This window comes from Chelativorans xinjiangensis (assembly GCF_009812055.1).
Lineage (GTDB): Bacteria > Pseudomonadota > Alphaproteobacteria > Rhizobiales > Rhizobiaceae > Chelativorans > Chelativorans xinjiangense.
In genome coordinates, this window is sequence record NZ_WQNH01000003.1 from 76,539 (window position 1) to 99,563 (window position 23,025).

A 23,025-nucleotide genomic window follows, 5' to 3' on the forward strand; every position below is an offset into this window, starting at 1 on the left:
CGGCGTTTTCATAATCAGCCCCGCGCGGTGTATGGTGGGGCCGTGAGGGAGGATCGGAATGGCGGATGCAACGTCCCACGCGTCGACGTCGCAGGGCGCCTCGGCGACGCCAGACGGCGTGGTGATGCGATTTCTCAAGGCGACGGAGCTCGACACGCGCATGCTTGGCATGCTGGGAGCGCTGCTGATCGTCTGGCTCGGCTTCCACCTCCTCTCCGGCGGCCTTTTCCTCACACCGCGCAATCTGTGGAACCTTTCGGTCCAGTCCGCCTCGGTCGCCACGATGGCCACCGGCATGGTGCTCGTCATCGTGACGCGCAACATCGACCTTTCGGTTGGCTCGCTTCTCGGTTTCGTCGGCATGATCATGGCCGTCACACAGGCGCTGATCCTGCCGGATTTCCTGGATTTCGGCCATCCGGCCATCTGGATCATCGCGCTCGCCGTGGGCATCCTGGTCGGCGCCCTCATCGGCGCGCTGCACGGCTATGTCATCGCCTTTCTCGGCGTCCCGGCTTTCATCGTCACGCTGGGCGGGCTGCTTGTGTGGCGCGGCGCGGCATGGTGGGTCACCAGCGGCCGCACCATTGCCCCCATGGACACCACCTTCCGCCTCATGGGCGGTGGGCCTGGCGGTTCGATCGGCGCCACCTGGAGCTGGATCATCGGCATCCTCGCCTGTGCGGCGCTCGTTCTCATGCTGATCCAGGGGCGCAGGCAAAGGCGCAAGTTCAAGTTTCCTCTGCGTCCGCTGTGGGCGGAAGGCTTTCTGGGCACCGTCGGCTGCGCACTCATTCTCGGCGCCGTCGCGGTGGCCAATGCCTATCCCCTGCCCTCGGCCATCGCGCGGCGCTATGCCGAGGCGAACAATATTCCCATCCCCGAAGGCGGGCTCTTCATCGCTCACGGCATCGCCATTCCGGTGCTGATCGCCGTTGGCGTCGGCATCGTCATGACGTTCCTGGCCACGCGCACGCGCTTTGGCCGCTATGTCTTCGCCATCGGCGGCAACCCGGAAGCGGCCGAGCTTGCCGGCATCAACACCCGCTGGGTGGTGATGAAGATCTTCATCCTCATGGGCGTGCTCGCGTCGATCGCCGCGGCCATATCGACGGCGCGGCTCAACGCGGCGACCAACGCGCAAGGAACCCTCGACGAGCTCCTGGTGATCGCCGCCGCCGTCATCGGCGGCACCTCGCTCGGCGGCGGCGTGGGCACCGTCGCCGGCGCCATGATCGGCGCGGTTCTGATGCAGTCGCTTGCCACTGGCATGATCCTGCTCGGCGTCGACACGCCGCTGCAGAACATCGTTGTCGGCGCGGTTCTGGTCGTTGCCGTCTGGCTCGACACGATCTACCGCAAGCGCACGCAGTAAGGGAGGGCGCGATGGCAGACAACACACCGCTCGTCGAGATGAAGAACATCTCCATTGCCTTCGGCGGCATCCACGCCGTCGAGGACGTCTCGGTCGACCTTCACGGGGGCGAGGTGGTCGCGCTTGTCGGGCACAACGGCGCCGGCAAGTCGACGCTCATCAAGATCCTGTCGGGCGCCTACAAGCGCGATGCGGGCACGATCCTCGTCAACGGCGAGGAAGCGCAGATCACCAACCCGCGCGATGCCAAGAAATACGGCATCGAGACCATCTATCAGACGCTGGCGCTGGCCGACAACGTGGACGCCGCCGCCAACCTCTTCCTCGGGCGCGAGTTGAGGACCTCCTGGGGGACGCTCGACGACGTGGCGATGGAATCGGAGACGCGCAAGGTGATGGGCCGGCTCAACCCGCGCTTCCAGCGCTTCAAGGAGCCGGTGAGCCGGCTTTCGGGCGGACAGCGGCAGTCGGTGGCGATCGCCCGCGCCATCTATTTCGACGCGCGCATCCTCATCATGGACGAGCCGACGGCGGCACTCGGACCGCAGGAGACGGCGCAGGTCTCCGACCTCGTACGTCAGCTCAAGCAGGAGGGCATCGGCATCTTCCTCATCAGCCACGATATCCACGACGTCTTCGACCTCGCGGACCGGGTGGTGGTGATGAAGAACGGACAGGTGGTCGGCACGGCACGCCCGGGCGACGTGACCGAGGACGACGTGCTCGGCATGATCATCCTCGGCAAATGTCCACCCGGCGCCGTGCCCGGACCCGGCGCGCTGCAGGTGGCCGCCTGAGGCGGCCTTACCCGGTTACGCCGCCGCCCTTGCCTGTTGAGCGAAGAACAGTGCCTGGCTGATGAGCGCCTTCACCATGTCGGGGTTGAAGGGCTTGGTGACGAGGAAGGCCGGCTCCGGCCGCTCCCCGGTCAGAAGCCGCTCGGGGAAAGCGGTGATGAAGATGACGGGAACCGGGTTGGTCTCGAGGATTTCATTGACCGCGTCTATGCCCGAGCTGCCGTCGGCGAGCTGAATGTCGGCCAGCACCATGCCTGGCCTCGTCTTTCGGAAGAGTTCGACCGCCTCCTGGTGGGTGCGCGCCGTGCCGACGGCGCGGTGGCCGAGGCTTTCAACCAACTCCTCGATATCCATGGCGATCAGCGGCTCGTCTTCGATGATCAGGATATCGGTCGCCACCTGACGCGAGATCTCGTCGCTCGCCTCCTTCAAAAGCGTATTCAGGCGCTCTTCTTCCACATCCAGGATCTCCGCGGCCTCCTCCGTGCCGAACCCCTCGACCGCCACCAGCAGGAAGGCCTGCCGCGGCCGTGGCGAGAGGGCGGACAAATTTGTGATGGCGCGCTCTTCCCACGCGGAAGTGGGCCGCGCCTCGGGCATTTGGATCTTGAGGGTTCCGAAAAGCCTGGCGAAAAGCTTGAACAGCGCAATGCGATCGTTCGAGGCTCTGGGAAAGATCGACGTGTCGGCGATCAGCGCCTCCAAGGTGGCCGCAACCAACGCATCGCCGCTGGTCTGCGACCCGGAGACAGCACGGGAGAACCTCCGCAGATAGGGCAAATGCGGGGCAATTTTCGCTGACAAGCTCATGCTGAATTTGTCTCCCTCGGTGGATGGAAGCTGGAATCGGCAAATAACTGGCCTCAACGCAGGCGCGTTTAAAAAGTTCCCGACACGATGGAACAAATTCGCCCCCATAACGTTCCCGTCCGAATTTGCGTAATGGCAGGCAACATGCATGATCGGCAAGACAGTACGGGAACCGGGGTGCCAAACGGGCGTTGAAACGGGCATGAAGTATCAGAAGACTGAAATGAAACGAGATTCCGGGGAACGACGTTCCGGTTCCGACCCTCTGGGGCCTAACTCGGAAATAGGCCGCAAGCTCCGGCAGTATTATGCCGACTTGATTTCGGAGGAGATTCCCGACCGCTTCAACCAGTTGCTAAGCGAACTCGAGGGGAAGGAACAGCCTCAGTCAGCGGTGAAAGAGGATTGAGCATGTCCCCATCACCGAGTTTCCGCAACGGCTTGTTGGCGGCGGTGCCGGTGTTACGGGCCTTCGCGGTCTCGCTTGCGAAGAACGCCGATCGGGCGGACGACCTCGTCCAGGAAACACTGGTCAAGGCATGGGACAAGCAGGACAGCTTCCAGCCCGGCACGAACTTGAAGGCCTGGCTGTTCACCATCCTGCGCAACGAGTTCTACTCGCAAATGCGCAAGCGCAAGCGTGAGGTGGAGGACACGGACGGGACGATGACGGCACAGCTTTCCGTGCATCCGAGCCAAGAGGGCTCGACCGACCTGACCGATTTCCGCAAGGCATTGGAATTGCTGCCGGAAGACCAGCGTGAGGCGATCATCCTGGTCGGCGCTTCGGGCTTCTCCTACGAGGAAGCCGCGGAGATCTGCGGCTGCGCGGTGGGCACGATCAAAAGCCGCGTCAGCCGTGCACGGGCCCGGCTTCAGGAGATCCTCGGGATCGAGGGGGAAAGCGATTTCGGTCCCGGTTCGAGTACCACCCACATAACGAACGTCGCCTGAGCGGTTCGCAACCGACGGCTTCCATCGCCTCGACCCTGGCGATTGGACGAACCGTAGTCCTCTCGGCGGAAGAATTGCGGGCAAATGGAAGACGTGGACCGCTGCAAGGTGGTCGGCGGTCGTGGAACTGTTTGGAGCGCATCGACGTTTAAACGAGGAGTGGCCGCGCACCAGTTCGGTCGACTCCGCGGCCGTGTACAGAAAACTGCACATGGAGAGCTTATCATGATCCGCAAACTTTTGGCGACCACCGCGATCGCTACGCTGGTTGCAACTGGCGCGGTCGCTCAGACAACGGCGCCCACCGGCGATCCGACGACGTTGGATCAGCAGCCGGCGGAGGAAATGACCATCCGCGCAGAGGGCAATCTGGCATCCAACATCATCGGTGAGGCCGTCTACAACGGCACCGGCGAGGACGCCGAGAATATCGGTTCCGTCCGCGACCTCGTGATCGACAAGGAAGGCAACGTCGAAGCCATCGTCGTCGGCGTCGGCGGCTTCCTCGGCATCGGCCAGAAGGAAGTCGCGCTCGAATACGACCTCGCCCAGTGGTCGGAGCAGCAGGACGGCGAGCGTTGGCTGGTTGTCGAGACGACGGCCGACGCACTGAGGGCGCAGCCCGATTTCGACCGGTCGGCCTATCGCCCGATGCCGGCCGATGCGGACGTCGCCGAGACCAAGCCCGCCACGGCGGAAGACCTGGCCGCGGCGCCGACACCGGACGAGGGTGCCGAGGACGCAATGGGCACGGACGGCACGACAGCCGAGGCCCCCGCCCCGGCCCCCACCCCGGCCGACGACCAGGCCGGCGAAGGCGAGACCACCATGGCCGAGGATCGCCAGGACCGTCCCGCCGAGGACACTGCCGCGATGACGGAGGAACGTCAGGCGGACGAGACCGACCCGACCCGGACCGGGGCCATCGATCGCAGCCAGCTGCAGGAGGCCGAGCCCGGACAGCTTAGCGCAGAGAACCTGACCGGCACCACGGTCTTCGGCGCCAACGAGGAGAACATCGGTGAGATCGGCGATGTCGTCCTGACGCCGGAAGGCAAGGTGGATGCAGTGGTCGTCGATGTCGGCGGGTTCCTCGAGGTCGGTGAGAGGAAGGTTGCCATCGGCATGGACAACCTCGCCTTCATGACCGATGAGGGCGGCGACCTATATCTCTACACCGAGTTCACCCAGCAGGAACTCGAGGCGCAGCCGGAATACGATGAGGCAACGTACGCCGAGCGGCGCGATGAGATGCGCATGCAAGTGCAGTAAGGCCCACACCCGCGACCGCAAAGACGAGGCCCCGCACCGCTCGCCGGTGCGGGGCCTTTATTATGTCTTGGCGCGAGCGGCAGAAAGGTCGACACTGTCGCCGGCGGGGAGACAGTCCTTATCCGGACAGACGCCTTCCGCGCCGGGCCGCGCCGCTCCATATGGGCCATGCGGACCATCCAACCGAAGGAGCGGCATCATGCTCGACACCATCGAAGGCATTCATCACATCACCTCCATGGCAAAGGACGCCGCGGGGACCGACAACTTCGCCACGAAGGTGCTGGGGCTGCGCCGCGTCAAGAAGACGGTGAATTTCGACGCGCCGGATGTCTACCACCTCTACTACGCCAACGGTATCGGCCAGCCGGGCACCGTGCTGACATATTTCCCCTTCCCCGACATCGTTCGCGGCACGCGGGGGGCGGGCGAGGTCGGCACCACCGTTTTCTCGGTTCCCGAAGGCAGCCTCGACTTCTGGGAGAAGCATCTCAACGCCAATGCGGTGAGCGGGCTGCGGCGCGCCTCACGCTTCGATGAAGAGCGTCTCCATTTCGACGGTGCGGACGGCGATGGCTTCGCGCTGGTGGAGGTGGCGGAGGATGCCCGCCAGCCCTGGACCGGCGCCGGCGTTCCCGGCGAGCACGCGATCCGCGGCTTCCACTCCGCATCGCTGACGCTCAACGACAGCGGAGGGACAGGCGCGCTTCTGGAGCTGATGGGCTTCAAGAATGCCGCGGAGGAGGAAAACCTGCGCCGCATGGTGCGCGCCGGCGGGAACGGCGCCGAGATCATCGACCTGAAGACGGACCCGACGGCGGGGGCGGCGCGTCAGGGAGCCGGTTCCGTGCATCACATCGCCTTCGCGGTTCCCGACAGCACTGCGCAACTGGCGGTGCGCGAGGCGCTGGTGAGGGAGCGGTTCGGCGTTACGCCGGTGATCGACCGCGACTATTTCCTCTCCATCTATTTCCGGGCGCCGGGCGGCGTGCTGTTCGAGATCGCCACCGACGATCCGGGCTTTGCGCGCGACGAGGACATGGAGCATCTGGGCGAGGCGCTGAAGCTGCCGCGCCAGCATGCCCATCTCAGGCCCCTTCTGGAAAGCCAACTGCCGCGTATCGGAGAGTAGAGCGATGTCCGCCGACGCCTACCAACACTATATCGCACCCACTGGGCCGGGCCGGCCGCTGCTCTTCCTTTTTCACGGCACGGGCGGCGATGAGCGCCAGCTTCTGCCGATGGCCGAAACAGTCTTGCCGGGCGCCGGCATCGTCGCGCCGCGCGGCGACGTCAGCGAACAGGGCGCGGCGCGCTTCTTCCGGCGCACGGGCGAGGGTGTCTATGATATGGACGATCTTGCGCGCGCGACGCAGAAGATGGCGGGTTTCGTGCGCGCCCATGTGGCGGCGCAGAAGCCGGGCTCCGTCCTCGGCCTCGGCTACTCCAACGGCGCCAACATCCTTGCCTCGGTCATCTTTGCCGACCCGGCGTTGTTCGATGCCGCGGTGCTGATGCACCCGCTTATTCCCTTCCAGCCGCGCATCGGCGCTGAAACGTTCAAGACCCGGCTGCTGGTGACGGCAGGCCGCAGGGACCCTATCTGCCCCTCGACCCTCACCGACAGGCTGATGGCGCATCTGGGCGCCGCCGGCGCCGAGACCGAGATCGTGTGGCACGAGGGTGGGCACGAGGTGCGGCCGCAGGAGACGGCGGCCGCCAGGCGCTTTCTCGCTCCCTACGCGGGCGAAGCCGTGCGGGAGGCGGGCGAATGACATTCGATCCGTCGCGTATCCATCTTGAGGACCTGGGCGGAAAGGGCCGCTATGTCTATGCCGCCGACGGGGAGAAGGCGGAGATGACCTTCACCAGGATCGGCACGAGCCAGATCATCATCGATCATACGGAGGTTCCGACGCCCTTTCGCGGGCAAGGCGTCGGCGAAGGGCTGGTGGCGCATGCGGTGGAGGCGGCGCGCAAGGACGGTGTGAAGATCAGGCCGCTCTGCCCCTTCGCAGCGGCCCAGTTCCGCCGGCATCCCGAGTGGCAGGACGTTTTGGCGCGGTAAGCCGGCGGAGCCTCACTTAGACCAGTTCATCGTTTCACGGAATCGATGAACTGGTCCAACGCCTTGCTTTGTCGCAATTCCGGACGGAAAACCGGCTTCCACTTTTCCTGGAATTGCTCTAGGCGGCCTTCGCCAGACGCGGGCTCTCGCCGGCCTCGACGAAGGCCCGGTGCAGCGTCTTTACCGCCTCCTCCCGGCTTTCGCTCGCTACCACGAACTGCACGTCGACGCCGCGGCCCGTCTCCTGCGCCGAGATCGGCTCGATGCCGGCCTCGCAGAGCGCCGTCAACCCCTTGAGCATGACGTTGAGGCCCTTCAGGTCGCGCCCGATGACCGACACCATGCCGGCGCGGCGGGTGGTGATGCGGGCGGAGGGATAGCGCTCCGTCAGGTCCCGCTCGACGCGCCGAACGGTCTTCAGCGGCGCCTGGATGTGGTGGACGATCGAGTTGGCGTTGGATACCTTCGAGACGATGCGCACCCGGTGGCGGGCCAGCACGTCGAGGATGGCCGCGTCGTAGCCCTTCACGCCCACCATATCCTGCTCGAACAGCTCCAGCGTGGTGACGGGCAGCCCCGTGACCATCTCGACGCCGGGCCTGTTCGCGGGCTCGGCGTCGATCAGCGTGCCGGGATCGTGCGGCTCGAAGGCGTTGGCGACGCGCAAGGGAACGCCCGCCTGGCGCAGCTTCTTCGCCGCCTTCGGGTGGATCGCCTCCATGCCCATGTTCGAGAGCTGATCGGCAACGTCGTAGTTGGTGCGGCCGATCTTGCGCACGTTCTCGGCCCCGACCAGGCGCGGATCGGCGCTGGAGAGGTGGAACTCCTTGTGGATGATCGCCTCGCGGGCGCCGGTGAGCGCTGCGATGGTGGCGAAGGTGACCTCGGAATAGCCGCGGTCGAACTCGCGCATCAGCCCCTCGCGGCACTGGGCATAGCCGGTGACGATGGGTAATTCGCGCGCAAGATCCACCTCGGCGAAGGCCGCTTCGATGCGCTCGTCGAGGCTTGGCTGGGCCTCGTCGCGCCAGCCCGTCAGGTCGATAAGGCACGCGTCGACGCCGTGGCGGCGCAAAAGCAGGGTCAGGTTGCTGGCCGAATGCGCCTCGCCGAGGGCCGACAGCATCTCGCGGATGGTCTGCATGTGCTCGACGAGCTGGAAATGCCCGTAGGAGCACAGGCGCTGCAGATCGATCAGGCAGCGGCGCGCGCCTTCGATGCGCTCGCGCACGAAATCATCGGCGGCCTGCCGGTCGCCGGCACAATCGAACATCCCCGCATTGATGTCGTGCATGGCGCGGCTGACCTCGCCCAGCGCCACCATCCATCCATGCTCGTTGTCGGCGTGGGCAAACTGCGCGTAGACGCCGGCCTTGCCCGACTTCTTGTGTTCGAGCAGCTTGTCCGTGATGCCGCCGAAGGCGGAGACCACGAAGACGCGGTGATAGAGCGCCTCGCCCTTGCGCGCGCCGATCAGGATGGTGTCGAGCAGCTCGCGCGCCCGGCTCATGGAGGTTCCGCCGATCTTCTCGACGGTATGGCTGCGGGGCGCATTTGCCGGCACGCCGCGATGCGCCGCGGCGTGCTCCTCTTCCGCTAATTGTGTCATGGCTTGAGCCGTTTTCTCCCAGACCAGTTCATCGTTTCATGGAATCGATGAACTTGTCTAACTCTTTGTTTTTTCTCAATTCCGGACGGAAAACCGGTTTCCACTTTTCCTGGAATTGCTCTAAACCAGCTTGCCGGAAGCGATCTCGATGGCCTTGGCCTCGCCGCGCTCGGCCAGGAAATCAGGCCGCGGCTTCTTGGCGCCGAAGGGCTCCTCGAGCTGGTTGGACATGGCGTTGAACACGAAGAAGGCGTTCGAACGGGAGAAGGGGGTTATGTTGCCGTTCGAGCCGTGCATCGTGTTGCAGTCGAACAGAACCAGCGTGCCCGCCTTGCCGGTGGCAGCATGGATGCCGTGCTCGGACGCCAGCTTGGTCAGCGCGCCATGCGAGGGGACACCCACCTCCTGCTTCTTCAGCGAGGCCTTGTGGTTGTCCTCCGGCGTTTCGCCGGCGCAAGCGATGAAATGCTTGTGCGAGCCGGGCATCAGCATGAGCGGGCCGTTGAGCGCGTCGTTGTCCGTCAGGAGCAGCGACGCGGAGACGGCGCGCATGCGCGGCATGCCGTCCTCGGCGTGCCAGGTCTCGAAGTCGGAGTGCCAGTAGAACTCCTTGCCGGTGAAGCCCGGCTTGTAGTTGAGGCGCGACTGGTGGACGTAGACGTCGTCGCCGAGCAGGAAGCTGGCGATACCGGCAATGCGGCGGTCACGCGCCAGCCGGTTGAAGAGCGGGCTCTGCTCGGGCAGCTTGAAGACCGTGCGCACCTCGTCGGAACCCGGCTCCGTGATGATGCTGCCGTCCATCAATTCACGTTCGCCACCGCGCAGGGCGGCCGATTCGGCCATCAGCGCCTTCACCTCATCTTCGGTGAAGAGGTCCTTGAGCACCAGGAAACCGTCGCGGTCGAACTGGTCGGCCTGCTGAGCCGTCAGGGGCGCGTCGGGGCGCCACTGGCTCCAGACAGTCTTGTCCTGCCGCGGCAGCCAGCGCTCTTCCGGCAGGCGGCTCGGATAGGGATCCTGTCGTCGGTCGGCGGGATGAGTGATTGCAGACATCTTTTTCTCCTTCTTCTTTTGGTTTCTGCCGGCGTGGCTTCACATCACGCCGACTCGGCCTCCAGTGCGTAGGAGCCATCGTCCTTGTGAACTTCGGTGCCCGTTACGGGCGGGTTGAAGACACAGGCCATGATCATGGGCTTCTCCGCGTCGGCGCGGAGAATGTGCTTGTCGTTCTTGTCGAGGGCGTAGACCACGCCCGGCTTTATCCGGTGGACCTTGCCGGTGGCGCAGTCCTCGATGGAGCCAGTGCCGTCGACGCAGTAGACGCTTTCGAAATGGTTCTTGTAGTGCATCTCAAGCTCGGCGCCGGCGTAGATGGTGGTGATGTGGAAAGAGAAGCCCATGCCGTCGGACTTCAAGAGCAGCCGCACGCTGTCCCAGCCCTCCGAGAAGACATGGCGCTCCGTGTTCTTGGCCTCGTTCAGGTCACGCACGATCATCGACGCTCACTCCGCTGCAATTTTGGTGGACTGGGCAATTTCGCTCGCGGCTTCTTCGAGGATGTCGAGGCCGCGGGCAAAGGTCTTCTCATCGATGGTCAGCGGCGCCAGGACCTTGACCACCTCGTCGTGGGCGCCCGAGGTCTCGATGACGAGGCCGTTCTCGAAACAGCGGGCGCAGATCTCTTCCGCCAGCTTGCCGGAGCCGACGTCGATGCCGAGCATCATGCCCCGGCCTTTCAGGCGGGCGGCGGGCAGGCGCTCCGCGATTTTCGCGAGCCGCGATTTCAGGTAGGCGGCGCGCTTCGTCACCGTCTCCTTAAAGCTGCCGTCTGCCCAGAACTTCTCCAGCGCCACGCGCGCGGTAACGAAGGCATGGTTGTTGCCGCGGAAAGTGCCGTTGTGCTCGGCCGGGCCGAACACGTCGTAATCCGGCTTCACCAGCAGCGCGGCGAAGGGCAGGCCGAAGCCCGAAAGCGACTTCGCCATGGTGATGATATCCGGCTTCACGCCCATCTCCTCGAAGGAGAAGAAGGGGCCGGTGCGGCCGCAGCCCGCCTGGATGTCGTCGACGATGAAGAGCGCACCGTGGGCGCGAGCGATCTCGGCGATGCGGCGCACCCACTCACGGGAGGCGGCGTTCAAACCGCCCTCCCCCTGCACGGTCTCCAGGATGATCGCCGCCGGCGGCTCGATGCCGCTGGACGGCTCGGAGAGCATACGGTTCAGGAAATCGGCGGTGTCGATGTCCTCTCCCATCGCGCCCTCGAACGGCATGCGCGTGACACCGGAAAGCGGAACGCCGGCGCCGCCGCGGTGGTAGCCGTTGCCGGTGGCGGCGAGCGCGCCGAGCGTGACGCCGTGGAAGCCGTTGGTGAAGGCGACGACGTTGGTGCGTCCCGTCACCTTGCGGGCGAGCTTCAGCGCCGCCTCGACGGCGTTGGCGCCCGTCGGGCCCATGAACATCATGCGATGGTCCATGCCGCGCGGGGTCAGGATGATGCGCTCGAAGGCCTCCAGGAAGGCGGCCTTGGCTCTGGTGTGCATGTCGAGGCCGTGCGCCACGCCATCGCCGGCGATATAGTCGACGAGGGCAGCCTTCATGTCGGGGTCGTTATGCCCGTAGTTGAGCGACGAGCAGCCGGCGAGGAAGTCGATGTAGTCGCGGCCGTCGCGGCCGGTGAGCGTGGCGCCCCGCGCCTTCTCGAACACGACGGGGAAGCTGCGGCAATAGCTGCGCGCGGCGGACTCGCGCCGTTCAAAGATAGCTTTGTCGTCCGTTCGTACGGTCGTCATGATATTCCCTTCGGGTTGAATGTCTCGGAGGCGTTGCATCGCGCCGATCAGGCCGCGTTGCGCGCCTCCTCGGGCAGCGTGATCGTCACCATGTGCTCGGTGGCGTGCTCCCCGTCGAAATGGGCATCCTTGCGGAAATAGGGCTCGCTCTTCAGCTCCGTGCCCTGGCTGCGGGCGAAGGAGTTGAAGAGGGCCCAGCTTGCCGCATTGTCGGATGTGATGGTGGTCTTGAGGCCGCGTACGTCCGCGCAGGCCGCGCGCGCCAGGAGAGCTGTGAGCATTCGCTTGGCAATGCCCTGGCCCTGCGCGCTCTCGTCTACGGCGACCTGCCAGATGAAGAGTAAAGACGGGTCATCCGGCAACAGATAGCCGGAAACCCAGCCGACGATGGCGCCGTCGGCCACGCGCTCGGCGACCATGCAGGTGTCGCTGAAATGGTCGCACTGGAGCAGGTTGCAGTAGAGGGAATTTTCGTCGAGGGGGTCGCAGGATCTGATGAGGCGCCAGACGGCCGTGCCATCCTCGGTGCGGGGGGTGCGAAAGGCGATCCGACCAGATCGTTTTCGAACAAGTTCGATATTTCCGGTATGCATTGTCTCTTCTCCTGAGCGGGCCGGATATTACGATTGGCGAAGGATATTTCAACCGGCGAACAGGGAATTTCTGGCATCGGCCGTGGAGAAAACGTGCTTTCCCACTGATTCTGCGGGAAATTTCATTCGCTAATCAAATCATATTTTTTCTGCTATCAAGGGCCATCTCTCTCTGACGAAGCTGTCCCATGGAAAACCGCACCCAGACCAGCCTCATCGCGCTCAGGCGCATTCTGCGAGCGACGGAGCTCAATGCGCGAACCCTGGCGCGCGCGACGGGGCTGACGACACCGCAGCTCATCGTGCTGGAGATTGTCGCTGCTGCCACTCGCCTTACACCGAAGGATATCGCCGCAAGAGCAGGTGTCGGCCAGGCGACGGCGACGGCGCTGGTCGACAAGCTGGAGGCACGGGGGCTGGTGACGCGCACGCGCGGCGAAAAGGACCGGCGCGTCGTCTGGGTGGCGCCGACGGAGGCCGGCCTGGAAATGCTCAAGGCAGCGCCCGACCCGCTGCAGCGCACGTTCTCCAAACAGTTCGAGGCGCTGCCCGACTGGGAGCAGGCGATGGTCGTGGCGGCGCTGGAAAAGGTAGGCGCCATGCTGAACGCCGGCACCATCGACGCCTCGCCGCTTCTTGACGTCGGCGCGGTCGACCGCAAGTAACGGTATTGGAAGACAAGGATGACGCGGTCGTGAAGGCGCGTGCGGCATCTTTTGCCCGTACCGCCTCGCCTTCGCCGCGTTTGATGTTATCTTAGGAAGGCAGGGCGCGCCGCATCGGGCCGTGCGCCCGGCAGTCTGGACGCGTGATGGCCGAGCACCGCTTCATTGATCGCCCAATGTCCGGGCTTCTCGCCCGGCTCGCACGGACGCGCGCGGTCGTGCGCGGCGCGATCCTGGTCGAACGCCTGTGGCCGCTCGTCCTACCGCTCGTGGTGGTGGCGAGCCTGTTCCTGAGCCTCGCGTGGTTCGGCGTCTTCCGCTTCCTGCCGGATTGGGCGCGGCTCGGCCTGCTGGCGCTGCTGGCGATTGCCGCGCTTGCCTCGCTGTGGCCGCTCAGGCTGTTTCGCATGCCCGTGGCGAGCGAGGTCGACCGCCGCATAGAGCGGGCGAACCTGCTTGAGCACGCGCCGGTCTCCGTACAGTCCGACCGGCTGGCCGGCAGCGGCGATGGGGATGCCTTTGCCTCCGCGCTATGGCGCGAGCACCAGAAACGGATGGCCGAGCGGCTTTCGCGCCTGCACGGCGATCTGCCGCAAACGTCCGTTCCCGAACGCGACCCGTGGGGATTGCGCGCTGTCGCCGCGCTGCTGTTCGTCACCGCACTCGCCTATTCGACCGGGCCTTATGGCGGACGCATCGCCGACGCGTTCCAACCTCCGGCGCGAACGGACGTCGCGCCGGCGCGCATCGACGCCTGGGTCACCCCGCCGCCCTATACGGGACGCGCACCGATCTACCTGACGGCCGACGCCAATCGCGAGCGGCGGGACTTCGCCGTGCCGCAGAGCAGCACCGTGGCCGTGCGTGTGAGCGGCGGTTCGGGGGAAGAGGCGCTGTCATTCATCGATGCGGGCGGCGCGGAGCGGGCGATCGAGCCCGAGGGCGGAGCGGACCCGGCAGGCGGGGCGCTGCGTTTTTCCGAGACGCTTACCGGTGCGGGCACCGTCAGCCTTTCCGATGGCGGACGGGAGGTGGAGCGCTGGCAATTCTCGGTGGTGCCCGACACGCCGCCCGAGATCCGCTTCACAGAGGAGCCCAGGCGCGCGGTGAACGGGGCGCTGGAGCTGGCCTACGAGATCGAGGACGACTACGGCGCCGTGGGTGCCGAGGCGTTGTTCGCACGGCCGGAGCCGAACCCGGATGCACAGCCGCTCTACGAGGCGCCGGAAATGCCGCTCTCCTTGCCGCGCCGCGGCAACCGGGACGGGATGGCGGCCAAGACCTCGCGCGACCTGAGGGAGCATCCGTGGGCGGGACTCCCGGTGGATCTCACGCTTTCGGCCAGGGACGCGGCCGAGCAGACGGGCGAGAGCGAAACCAGAACTTTCGTCCTGCCGCAACGGCCTTTCACCAACCCGCTGGCCCAGGCGCTGATCGAGCAGCGGCGCATTCTAGCGCTCGACAAGAACCAGCAGCCTCGCGTCCTGGCGCTCATGGATGCCGTGCTCATGTGGCCGGAGGAGACGTTCGACGAGCCCTCGCATTTCCTGCTGATTTCGGCCGCGCGCTCGCGCCTTGGAGCCGCCGACCGGGATGAGACGCTGCGTGCGGTGGTGGACGAATTGTGGGAGATCGCGCTGATCATCGAGGACGGCGACCTGACCGCCGCCGAGCGGCGCCTGCGCCAGGCCCAGGAGGCGCTCCGGCAGGCCCTCGAGGACGGGGCGAGCGACGAGGAGATCGAGCGGCTGATGGACGAATTGCGCACGGCGATGCAGGAGTTCCTGCGCGAGTTCGCCGAGCGCGCCATGCAGAACCAGGATTTCGCCGAGGGCCAGGAAGGCCAGACGATGAGCCAGAGCGACCTGGAGCGCATGCTCGACCAGATCGAGGATCTCGCCAAGTCGGGCGCCCGCGACCAGGCGCAGGACCTTCTCTCACAGCTCGAGAACATGATGAACAACCTGCAGGCCGGCAGGCCGCAGCAGGGCCAGGGCGGCGGGCAACAGTCCGAGATGCGCCAGCAGATGGACCGGCTGGGCGAGATCATGCGTCGCCAGCAGGAGTTGATGAACGAGACCTTCCGCCTCGACCAGCAGCAGCGCGGCCAGCAAGGGCAGCAAGGGCAACAGGGGCAACAGGGCCAGCAAGGTCAGGGGGGCCAGGGTCAAGGCATGTCGCCTGAGGAGCTTACCGAGGCGCTGCGCGGCCTGCAGGAGGGACAGGGCGCCCTGCGGGGCGACCTGCAAAGCCTGATGGAGGGGCTCGAAGGCCTGGGCATCCAGCCCGGCGAGGGCTTCGGCGAGGCCGGCGAGGCGATGGAGGGAGCCGAAGGCGCACTCGGCGAAGGCCAGGGCGAGCGCGCCGTCGGCGAGCAGGGCCGCGCGCTGGAGGCGCTGCGGCGCGGCGCGCAGGACATGATGAGCCAGATGCAGCAGGCCATGCGCGGCCAGCAGGGCGAGGGCCAGCAGGGCGGCCGCCAGGACCGGGCAGGAAGGGACCCGCTGGGCCGTCCGCGCGCGACGACCGGGCCGGACTTCGGCGATTCCGTCGACGTACCCGACGAGATCGACACGCAGCGGGCGCGCGAGATCCTCGAAGCCATCCGCCGCCGGCTGGGCGATGCGCTGAGCCCGGAGTTGGAGCGCGAATACCTGGAGCGGCTGCTCGACATACAGTGAGGGTGGGTGCCAAGCGCCCTCGTGGTTCGACAAGCTCACCATGAGGGCTACTGGGATGTCGCCGCTCGTTTTGGCGCCAGGATGTGTGGCTGAGTGGCGGCCGCTTGGTTCCTCAGCATCGAAGGGCGCAAAGGCTCCAGTAGCCCTCATGGTGAGCTTGTCGAACCACGAGGGCGGCGCCTGGCGGCGGCCGGCGAGCCTGCCCCGGCAGGGATTTTTGGCATTCTCATACGGTGAGTGCTAATTTTTCCCTTTCGGCCTCTTGAACGGGAACTTTTTTGCGACCAAATTTTCTTCGCGCGGTGCCGCAACGGGCCGCGTGCCGCGCCGGGGAGGCCGGCGCGGGAGGTGCTTCAATCATTGTCTTTAGGAGGAAGACATGGAGTTCCGTCCTTTGCATGACCGCTTGGTCGTCCGCCGCATAGAAGCGGAGGAGAAAACGGCGGGAGGGGTCATCATTCCCGATACCGCGAAGGAAAAGCCGCAGGAAGGCGAGGTGCTGGCTGTCGGTCCCGGTGCGCGCGCCGACAACGGCGAACTCGTGCCGCTGGAGGTGAAGGTCGGCGACCGCATCCTCTTCGGCAAGTGGTCGGGCACGGAAATTCGCCTCAAGGGCGAAGACCTTCTCATCATGAAGGAGAGCGACGTGCTCGGTATCATAGAGGCCGCGGCCTCGGCACAAAGGGCCGCCTGAGTGCGCCCGTACGGTCGTTGATGCTGCCCATCGAGGAGTATTGAAATGGCTGCCAAAGATGTAAGATTCCACGCTGACGCGCGCGAGCGCATGCTCAAAGGCGTCGATATCCTCGCCAATGCGGTGAAGGTGACGCTGGGGCCCAAGGGTCGCAACGTCGTTCTCGACAAGTCGTTCGGGGCGCCGCGCATCACCAAGGACGGCGTGACCGTCGCCAAAGAGATCGAGCTCGAGGACAAGTTCGAGAACATGGGCGCGCAGATGGTGCGCGAGATCGCGTCCAAGACCAGCGACGCGGCCGGAGACGGCACCACCACGGCCACGGTTCTTGCCCAGTCGATCGTGCAGGAGGGCGCCAAGGCGGTTGCCGCCGGCATGAACCCGATGGACCTGAAACGCGGTGTCGACAAGGCCGTCGCCGCGGTGGTGGAAGAACTGAAGAGGAACGCCCGCCAGGTCACCCGCAACGACGAGATCGCCCAGGTGGGCACCATCTCGGCCAATGGCGACCGGGAGATCGGCAGCTTCCTCGCCCAGGCGATGGAGAAGGTGGGCAACGAGGGCGTGATCACGGTCGAGGAGGCCAAGACCGCCGAGACGGAGCTCGAAGTGGTCGAGGGCATGCAGTTCGACCGCGGCTATCTCTCCCCCTACTTCATCACCGACCAGGACAAGATGCGCGTCGAGCTCGAAGAGCCTTACGTGCTGATCCACGAGAAGAAGCTGTCGAACCTGCAGGCCATGCTGCCGGTGCTTGAAAGCGTCGTGCAGTCGTCCAAGCCCCTGCTCATCATCGCCGAGGACGTCGAGGGCGAGGCGCTGGCCACCCTCGTCGTCAACAAGCTGCGCGGCGGCCTGAAGGTCGCGGCCGTCAAGGCGCCGGGCTTTGGCGACCGCCGCAAGGCGATGCTGCAGGACATCGCCATCCTCACCGGCGGCACCGCCATCTCGGAGGATCTCGGCATCAAGCTGGAGAACGTGACGCTGGAGATGCTGGGCCGGGCCAAGAGGGTGCTGGTGGAGAAGGAAAACACCACCATCGTCGACGGCGCCGGCTCGAAGGCCGAGATCGAGGGCCGCATCAACCAGATCAAGGCGCAGATCGAGGAGACCACCTCCGACTACGACCGCGAGAAGCTGCAGGAGCGGCTGGCGAAGCTCGCCGGCGGCGTCGCCGTCATCCGCGTCGGCGGCTCGACCGAGGTCGAGGTGAAGGAGCGCAAGGACCGCGTCGACGACGCCATGCACGCCACCCGTGCGGCGGTGGAGGAAGGGCTTCTGCCCGGCGGCGGCGTGGCGCTGTTGCGCGCAGTCAAGGCCCTGGACGGCCTCACGGTTGAGAACCACGACCAGCAGGTGGGCGTCAACATCGTGCGCCGCGCCATCGAGGCGCCGGTCCGTCAGATCGCCGAGAATTCGGGCGCCGAGGGCTCCATCATCGTCGGCCGGCTGCGCGAGAAGGACGACTTCGGCTATGGCTGGAACGCGCAGACCGGCGACTATGGCGACCTCTACGCCATGGGCATCGTCGACCCGCTGAAGGTGGTGCGCACGGCACTGCAGGACGCAGCCTCGGTTGCCGGCCTCTTGATCACCACCGAGGCGATGGTGGCCGAGCGGCCGAAGAGGGAAGCCCCGCCGCCCGCGCACGCCGGTGCAGGCATGGACTTCTGAAACGTCCGATCGGCGACACGAAAAAGGCGCGGCCGGCCTCCGGCCGCGCTTTTTTCAGCGCTCCATCAGGACACGTTCGAAGCGGCGGTCGGGGATGAACCACATCACGGCAACGGCGACGTAAAAGGCCAAGGCGAGCCATTCGGTAACGAAGGCAAGCGGAATTGCGGCGGCATAGATGACGACCGAGACCTTGCCTTTGAAATCGCTGCCGATCGCCTTGGCGAAGGCCGTGTCGCCGCCATGCAGGCGCAGGAGGGTGTGCACCAGGATGAAATAGGCGACGGCCGCCATGATGAGCACGCCGCCGTAGAGGGCGACGGGCAGCGGCGCGAAATGATTCTCTCCCATCCAGCCGGTTACGAACGGCATGAGCGACAGCCAGAACAGGAGGTGCAGATTGGCCCACAGCACGGAACCGTCGACGCGCTTGACGGCATGGAACATGTGATGGTGGTTGTTCCAGTAGATGCCGATATGGGCGAAGGACAGGATATAGGACAGGAAGACCGGCCACAGCGGGAGGACGGCCGCCCAGTCCGCGCCGTGCGGCACCTTCATCTCCAGCACCATGATTGTGATGACGATGGCCAGGACCCCGTCGGAAAACGCCTCGACCCGTCCCCTTGTCATTTCAGCTCTCCATGCGGCCGTGCGCAGCCGGCATTCTTTCCGGGTTCGATAGTAGCGGCATGACGACAGCGCCGCGACGGTATTTTTTTGGGAAGCTGGTTCCTACGCCGCCAGCGCCTCGCCCACGCGATCGCGGATCTCGGCCAGCGAAAAGGGCTTGTTGACCACGCCCTTCACGGTGCCCTCCAGCTCGGCGGCGCGCTCGCGCTGGTCGGCGAAGCCGGTCATCAGGAGAAGGCGCAGGCTGGGGAAGGCGCTCGCCGCGGCGCGGGCCATTTCGATGCCGTCCATTGCCGGCATGCGGATGTCGGACAGCACCAGATCGAATCCGCCTGCCGCCTCCTCTATCTTCTGAAGCCCTTCGACCCCGTCTTCCGCGGTCTCGACCGAATGGCCGGCAGCGGCGAGTGCACGGGCGGTGAAGGAGCGGACGGAGAGGTCGTCCTCAACGATCAGCAGTCTAGCCATGCCGCGATTGTCGCCATCAATCCTTAACAGTTCGCTGAACGACTACCGACCAAAAAGGTTCACGCGTCGCCTTTCACCACACCGACGAAGGGAAGCTCGCGGAAGGCGTGCGCAACGTCCATCCCATAGCCGACGACGAAATAGTCGGGGCATTCGAAACCCACGAAATCGGCATCCAGGCTCGCCTGGCGACGCGAGTGCTTGTCGAGCAGGACGGCGATGGAGACGGACTTGGCGCCGCGCGACAGCATCAGGTCGCGCGTGTATTTGAGCGTCTTGCCGGACTCCAGGATGTCGTCGATCAGGAGGATGTCGCGGCCCTTCACGTCGTTGTCGATGTCGCGCAGGACCTTGATCTCACCGCTCGTGGTGCCCGCCCCGTAGCTGGAGATCATGATGAACTCGACCTCCGGCGATATGCCCGCATCGTGCATGGCGCGGATGAGATCGGCGGCGAAGATGAAAGAGCCCTTCAGCACGGAAACGACCAGCAGGTCGTTGTAGTCGCGCGACGCGACCTCCTTGGCGAGTTCCAGGTTGCGCCGCGCGATCGCCGAGGCGGAGAAAAGAACTTCGATTTCCTTGCCGCGTACAACAGGCATTGTTCGCGCTACTCCCTGAACGTCACCGAGACCGACTTCACGCCATCCTTAGGAGCGGCAAGCCGGCTGGAGAAGGCGAAGCGTTCGCCGGCCGCGAGCTGCTTGCCGCTTGTCCCCAGGAAATAGTGGGTCGTGCGGCCCGCCATGTCCAGCACGTTGACGGACAGGTCGGGCAGGCGCTCGGCCTCACCGCCTTCATTGACCGCCTCCCCGTCGATCAGCAAAAGGGCTCTTCCGCCGGAGCGCTCTATGCGGCTTTCCAGCTCGGCGATGCGCAAGGCGGAGCCTTGCGCCCACGCCGGCGACACACGGTCGAGCGCAGCATGGCCACCGGAGACCCAGAAAGCGCCGGCCACGGCGAGAAGGCCGAATGCCCAAAAGGCCGGATTGCCGAGCGAAAGGCGTCGTTCCGAAATGTGGCTTGCGCCACCGCGCAGCATGTCGAGGCCCGAAGGAGGCGCTGTTGCCGCCGTCGCCGCGCCAGCGGCCTGCCGCATCCTCCCTTGCGGGGCCAGCGTCTCGTATTCGGCCTCGACGATATCGACAAATGGGCTGGAGACGGCATCGAGCGGCCCGAAGCCTGCGGCAGCGGGTTCTCCCTCGACGATGATTTCGCCCGAGACGGGCGCTCGACTTCGTTTTTCGGGCATTCGGGGCAGAACCGTTCTTTCGTCGCCGGCCGTTCTTGGCTAAATCAAAATGGTTAATGCTTCGCCATTTTGCGGTTTTCGCGGCCATGTTAACCATCGGTTTACCATGCGCCTCGAAGGTCGGGTTCGCACCGGCGGAAGCTTGTCCGCTCCACGCCCAGCACGCAGGTCGCCCCACGTGATTCGTTTCGAGAATGTAGGCCTCAGATACGGGATGGGTCCGGAGGTGCTCCGCGACGTCTCATTCCATCTGCCCGAGCGTTCGTTCCAGTTCCTGAGCGGACCGTCGGGAACCGGCAAGACGACGCTTCTGCGCCTCCTCTTCATGTCGCTCAAGCCGACACGCGGCCTCATCACCATCTTCGGCAAGGACCGCTCTCGCGTCACGCGGCAGGAACTGCCGCTCCTGCGCCGGCGCATCGGCGTGGTCTTCCAGGATTTCCGGCTGCTCGACCACATGACGACCTATGAGAACGTCGCGCTGCCGCTGCGCGTGCGCGGGCGCGAGGAGGCGAGCTATCGCGGTGACGTGGTCGAGCTTCTGAAATGGGTCGGGCTGGGCGACCGCATGCACGTTCTGCCGCCGGTGCTTTCGGGCGGCGAGAAGCAGCGCGCCGCCATTGCGCGCGCCCTCATCGAACAGCCGCGCATCCTGCTTGCCGACGAGCCGACGGGCAACGTGGACCCGCAGCTCGCACGCCGGCTTCTGCGCCTGTTGATCGAGCTCAACCGGATGGGAACCGCCGTCGTCATCGCCACCCACGACATCGGCCTGATGGAACAGGTGGAGGCGCGGCGCATGGTGCTGTCGGGCGGAAGGCTGGAAATCTATGACTAAGGCCAAAGCCGCAAAGGCGCCGCATCCCGCCGTCAAGCTGAAGGAGAAGGTCAGCGCCGGCGTCCGCCAGCAGGCCGCCAGGACCCTGGCGCGCAAGCAGACGCCCATCGTGCCGCCTGACAACATCGCCGCGCGCGCGATGATCCTCGTCGTTGCCATCATGACCTTCCTTTCGTGCCTGACGCTGGGTGCAGTGACCCTGGTGCGCGACACCGCCGCCACATGGCAGACGCAGATCGCGCGCGAGGCGACGATCCAGATCAAGCCGGCGGACGGGCTGGATATGGAAGCCGCACTTGCCGACGCGCGCGACATCGCCGCCGGTCATCGCGGCGTGCGCGGCGCCAGCATCGTCAGCCGGGAGGCGACGACGCGCCTGCTCGAGCCGTGGCTGGGGCCGGGGCTCGACATCGACGAACTGCCGGTGCCCAGGCTCATCATCGTCACTATCGATCCCGTGGAGCGGCCGGACTTTGCGGCCATGCGCGCCGAGTTGGCGGAGGCTGTGCCGAACGCCGCGCTCGACGATCACCGCACCTGGGTGGACCGGCTGGTGGCCATGGCGCGCACCACGGTGACAATCGGCATGGCCGTCCTGGCGCTCATGCTTTCGGCGACGGCGCTGACGGTGATCTTCGCCACGCGCGGCGCCATGGCGGGCAACGGCCACGTCATCGAGGTCATGCATTTCGTGGGAGCGGAGGCGCCGTTCATCGCGCGGGAGTTCCGCCGGCACTTCCTTCTGGCCGGATCGCGCGGCGCGGCCGCCGGCGGGGCGGCCGCCATCATCGTCTTCGTGCTGTTTTCCTGGTGGTCCTCGCGCAACGTCGCCACGCCGGAGGGCGACCAGACGGCGGCGCTGTTCGGCAATTTCGCCATCGGTACGTCCGGTTATCTCGGCGTGGCACTGGTGGTGATACTGATCGCAGTGCTGACGGCGGCGACCTCGCATGTCACCGTTATGGCTCATTTGAAGCGGATCGAGACGTGAGCGCGGCGTGAATCTTTTTGTTTCATGACGCCCGGTGAGGACTATCCCTCGCCGCATTTGGACATTAACCATGCGATATGAGCGAGATTGCGGGCATGTCGGCCAGGGCTGATTCGCAGCGTCGCCGTGGGCGGTTGCTGCTGCGCGCGGGCATGACAGCCCTTGCTGCCTGTGCTTTTGCCTTCGTCGTCGGCTTTGCTCTCTTCCTCGATCATGTGGCGAACCTTAAGGCGCCGCCCGAGCTGCGGTCGGCGGACGGCATCGTCGTCCTCACCGGCGGCCAGTCGCGCATCGATACCGGGCTCCACCTCCTGAAGGCGGGCAAGGGCAAGCGCCTGCTCATCAGCGGCGTCAATCCCGTGGCCCGGCGCGACGATCTCCGGCTTGCCACAGGCGGCGACAGCAACCTTTTCAACTGTTGCATCGATATCGACCGGGTCGCGCTGAATACCATCGGCAATGCCGAGGAAAGCGCCAAATGGGCGAGCGCCAACACCTATGGCAGCATCATCGTCGTGACCAACAACTACCACATGCCGCGCAGCCTCCTGGAGATGCGCCGCATCCTGCCGGCGGCCGATCTGCAGCCCTATCCGGTGGTCAACACCCCGCTTTCCGGCAGCGCCTGGCTCGCCAATCCCGATGCCCTGCGCGTTCTCGTCATCGAATACACCAAATATGTTGCCGCCCTGACGCGTGGCCTCGCGTCAACCCCGCATCCCGCGCCTTCTCTCCCCGAGAGCGTCGAGGATATGCGCGCCATTGTGCGGAAATAGGCGGTCTTTTTCCATTCTCCCCTTTGCAGGCTTTGCCAATCGGCGCGCTTGGGATAACCAACGGCCAACGGGTGCTGTGCGCC

The 23,025-nt window shown here is 65.6% G+C and carries 25 protein-coding genes; 15 read left to right on the forward strand and 10 right to left on the reverse strand.

The window, feature by feature from the left end:
• Nucleotides 1-58: 58 nt before the first annotated feature.
• Nucleotides 59-1,375: a sugar ABC transporter permease gene (locus GM910_RS03420; protein ID WP_159586112.1), complete on the forward strand. Its 1,317-nt coding sequence runs from the start codon at nucleotides 59-61 to the stop codon at nucleotides 1,373-1,375.
• An 11-nt stretch (nucleotides 1,376-1,386) separates the two neighbouring features.
• Entirely contained in the window at nucleotides 1,387-2,172 is a 786-nt protein-coding gene (locus tag GM910_RS03425) for an ATP-binding cassette domain-containing protein (protein WP_159586113.1), read from the forward strand.
• A 15-nt stretch (nucleotides 2,173-2,187) separates the two neighbouring features.
• Here GM910_RS03425 and GM910_RS03430 read toward each other — a convergent pair whose 3' ends face one another.
• The gene (locus tag GM910_RS03430; protein ID WP_159586114.1) at nucleotides 2,188-2,982 is read right to left on the reverse strand and encodes a response regulator; all 795 of its coding nucleotides are present in this window, start codon (nucleotides 2,980-2,982) and stop codon (nucleotides 2,188-2,190) included.
• Nucleotides 2,983-3,184: 202 nt separating this feature from the next.
• On the opposite strand from GM910_RS03430, the gene GM910_RS03435 reads away from it, so the two are divergent.
• From GM910_RS03435 to GM910_RS03460, 6 genes are all read left to right on the forward strand, one after another.
• On the forward strand, nucleotides 3,185-3,391 hold the full coding sequence (locus GM910_RS03435; protein ID WP_159586267.1) for a NepR family anti-sigma factor: 207 nt from the start codon (nucleotides 3,185-3,187) through the stop codon (nucleotides 3,389-3,391).
• Between the two features lie 2 nt (nucleotides 3,392-3,393).
• The gene (locus GM910_RS03440; protein ID WP_159586115.1) at nucleotides 3,394-3,936 is read left to right on the forward strand and encodes a sigma-70 family RNA polymerase sigma factor; all 543 of its coding nucleotides are present in this window, start codon (nucleotides 3,394-3,396) and stop codon (nucleotides 3,934-3,936) included.
• A gap of 225 nt (nucleotides 3,937-4,161) precedes the next feature.
• Nucleotides 4,162-5,208: a PRC-barrel domain-containing protein gene (locus GM910_RS03445; protein ID WP_159586116.1), complete on the forward strand. Its 1,047-nt coding sequence runs from the start codon at nucleotides 4,162-4,164 to the stop codon at nucleotides 5,206-5,208.
• A gap of 199 nt (nucleotides 5,209-5,407) precedes the next feature.
• Nucleotides 5,408-6,340 carry a VOC family protein gene (locus tag GM910_RS03450; RefSeq protein WP_159586117.1) on the forward strand — a complete coding sequence of 311 codons (933 nt, stop codon included), beginning with the start codon at nucleotides 5,408-5,410 and terminating at the stop codon, nucleotides 6,338-6,340.
• A 4-nt stretch (nucleotides 6,341-6,344) separates the two neighbouring features.
• The gene (locus GM910_RS03455; RefSeq protein WP_159586118.1) at nucleotides 6,345-6,983 is read left to right on the forward strand and encodes an alpha/beta hydrolase; all 639 of its coding nucleotides are present in this window, start codon (nucleotides 6,345-6,347) and stop codon (nucleotides 6,981-6,983) included.
• Nucleotides 6,980-7,276, forward strand: a complete 297-nt coding sequence (locus GM910_RS03460) for a GNAT family N-acetyltransferase (RefSeq protein ID WP_159586119.1) — start codon at nucleotides 6,980-6,982, stop codon at nucleotides 7,274-7,276. The genes GM910_RS03455 and GM910_RS03460 overlap by 4 nt, the downstream gene beginning before the upstream one ends.
• 118 nt (nucleotides 7,277-7,394) lie before the next feature.
• Here the strand turns inward: GM910_RS03460 and GM910_RS03465 are convergent, their stop codons facing one another.
• From GM910_RS03465 to ectA, 5 genes are all read right to left on the reverse strand, one after another.
• Entirely contained in the window at nucleotides 7,395-8,885 is a 1,491-nt protein-coding gene (locus GM910_RS03465; protein ID WP_159586120.1) for an aspartate kinase, read from the reverse strand.
• Nucleotides 8,886-9,005: 120 nt separating this feature from the next.
• Nucleotides 9,006-9,938 carry an ectoine hydroxylase gene (gene thpD / locus GM910_RS03470; RefSeq protein ID WP_159586121.1) on the reverse strand — a complete coding sequence of 311 codons (933 nt, stop codon included), beginning with the start codon at nucleotides 9,936-9,938 and terminating at the stop codon, nucleotides 9,006-9,008.
• Between the two features lie 44 nt (nucleotides 9,939-9,982).
• Nucleotides 9,983-10,381 (reverse strand): ectoine synthase, encoded by a 399-nt coding sequence (locus GM910_RS03475; RefSeq protein ID WP_159586122.1) that lies wholly within the window; start codon nucleotides 10,379-10,381, stop codon nucleotides 9,983-9,985.
• A gap of 6 nt (nucleotides 10,382-10,387) precedes the next feature.
• A complete protein-coding gene (gene ectB / locus GM910_RS03480) occupies nucleotides 10,388-11,677 on the reverse strand; it encodes a diaminobutyrate--2-oxoglutarate transaminase (RefSeq protein ID WP_159586123.1) in 1,290 nt (429 codons plus the stop codon).
• A gap of 47 nt (nucleotides 11,678-11,724) precedes the next feature.
• Entirely contained in the window at nucleotides 11,725-12,270 is a 546-nt protein-coding gene (ectA, locus tag GM910_RS03485; protein WP_159586124.1) for a diaminobutyrate acetyltransferase, read from the reverse strand.
• A gap of 188 nt (nucleotides 12,271-12,458) precedes the next feature.
• Between ectA and GM910_RS03490 the strand changes: the two genes are divergently transcribed.
• The 4 genes from GM910_RS03490 (at nucleotide 12,459) to groL (ending at nucleotide 17,984) form a co-directional block, all read left to right on the forward strand.
• Nucleotides 12,459-12,935, forward strand: a complete 477-nt coding sequence (locus tag GM910_RS03490; protein WP_159586125.1) for a MarR family winged helix-turn-helix transcriptional regulator — start codon at nucleotides 12,459-12,461, stop codon at nucleotides 12,933-12,935.
• 176 nt (nucleotides 12,936-13,111) lie between these two features.
• The gene (locus GM910_RS03495) at nucleotides 13,112-15,616 is read left to right on the forward strand and encodes a TIGR02302 family protein (protein ID WP_246225838.1); all 2,505 of its coding nucleotides are present in this window, start codon (nucleotides 13,112-13,114) and stop codon (nucleotides 15,614-15,616) included.
• 379 nt (nucleotides 15,617-15,995) lie between these two features.
• Nucleotides 15,996-16,310: a co-chaperone GroES gene (gene groES / locus GM910_RS03500; protein ID WP_159586127.1), complete on the forward strand. Its 315-nt coding sequence runs from the start codon at nucleotides 15,996-15,998 to the stop codon at nucleotides 16,308-16,310.
• A 45-nt stretch (nucleotides 16,311-16,355) separates the two neighbouring features.
• A complete protein-coding gene (gene groL / locus GM910_RS03505) occupies nucleotides 16,356-17,984 on the forward strand; it encodes a chaperonin GroEL (RefSeq protein ID WP_159586128.1) in 1,629 nt (542 codons plus the stop codon).
• Between the two features lie 54 nt (nucleotides 17,985-18,038).
• Here groL and GM910_RS03510 read toward each other — a convergent pair whose 3' ends face one another.
• From GM910_RS03510 to GM910_RS03525, 4 genes are all read right to left on the reverse strand, one after another.
• On the reverse strand, nucleotides 18,039-18,617 hold the full coding sequence (locus GM910_RS03510; protein WP_159586129.1) for a TMEM175 family protein: 579 nt from the start codon (nucleotides 18,615-18,617) through the stop codon (nucleotides 18,039-18,041).
• Between the two features lie 102 nt (nucleotides 18,618-18,719).
• Nucleotides 18,720-19,085, reverse strand: a complete 366-nt coding sequence (locus GM910_RS03515) for a response regulator (RefSeq protein WP_159586130.1) — start codon at nucleotides 19,083-19,085, stop codon at nucleotides 18,720-18,722.
• A gap of 59 nt (nucleotides 19,086-19,144) precedes the next feature.
• Nucleotides 19,145-19,687: a hypoxanthine phosphoribosyltransferase gene (gene hpt / locus GM910_RS03520; protein ID WP_159586131.1), complete on the reverse strand. Its 543-nt coding sequence runs from the start codon at nucleotides 19,685-19,687 to the stop codon at nucleotides 19,145-19,147.
• Nucleotides 19,688-19,695: 8 nt separating this feature from the next.
• Entirely contained in the window at nucleotides 19,696-20,337 is a 642-nt protein-coding gene (locus GM910_RS03525) for a hypothetical protein (protein WP_159586132.1), read from the reverse strand.
• Between the two features lie 178 nt (nucleotides 20,338-20,515).
• Here GM910_RS03525 and ftsE point away from each other — a divergent pair, with 178 nt between their 5' ends.
• The 3 genes from ftsE to GM910_RS03540 all read left to right on the forward strand — a co-directional run bounded on the left by ftsE (nucleotide 20,516) and on the right by GM910_RS03540 (nucleotide 22,942).
• Complete coding sequence (gene ftsE, locus GM910_RS03530; RefSeq protein WP_159586133.1) at nucleotides 20,516-21,175, forward strand: cell division ATP-binding protein FtsE; 660 nt, start codon at nucleotides 20,516-20,518, stop codon at nucleotides 21,173-21,175.
• Nucleotides 21,168-22,166 (forward strand): cell division protein FtsX, encoded by a 999-nt coding sequence (locus GM910_RS03535; protein WP_159586134.1) that lies wholly within the window; start codon nucleotides 21,168-21,170, stop codon nucleotides 22,164-22,166. Before ftsE ends, GM910_RS03535 begins: the two co-directional genes overlap by 8 nt.
• Before the next feature lie 77 nt (nucleotides 22,167-22,243).
• Nucleotides 22,244-22,942 (forward strand): YdcF family protein, encoded by a 699-nt coding sequence (locus GM910_RS03540; protein ID WP_201285399.1) that lies wholly within the window; start codon nucleotides 22,244-22,246, stop codon nucleotides 22,940-22,942.
• Nucleotides 22,943-23,025 lie beyond the last annotated feature (83 nt).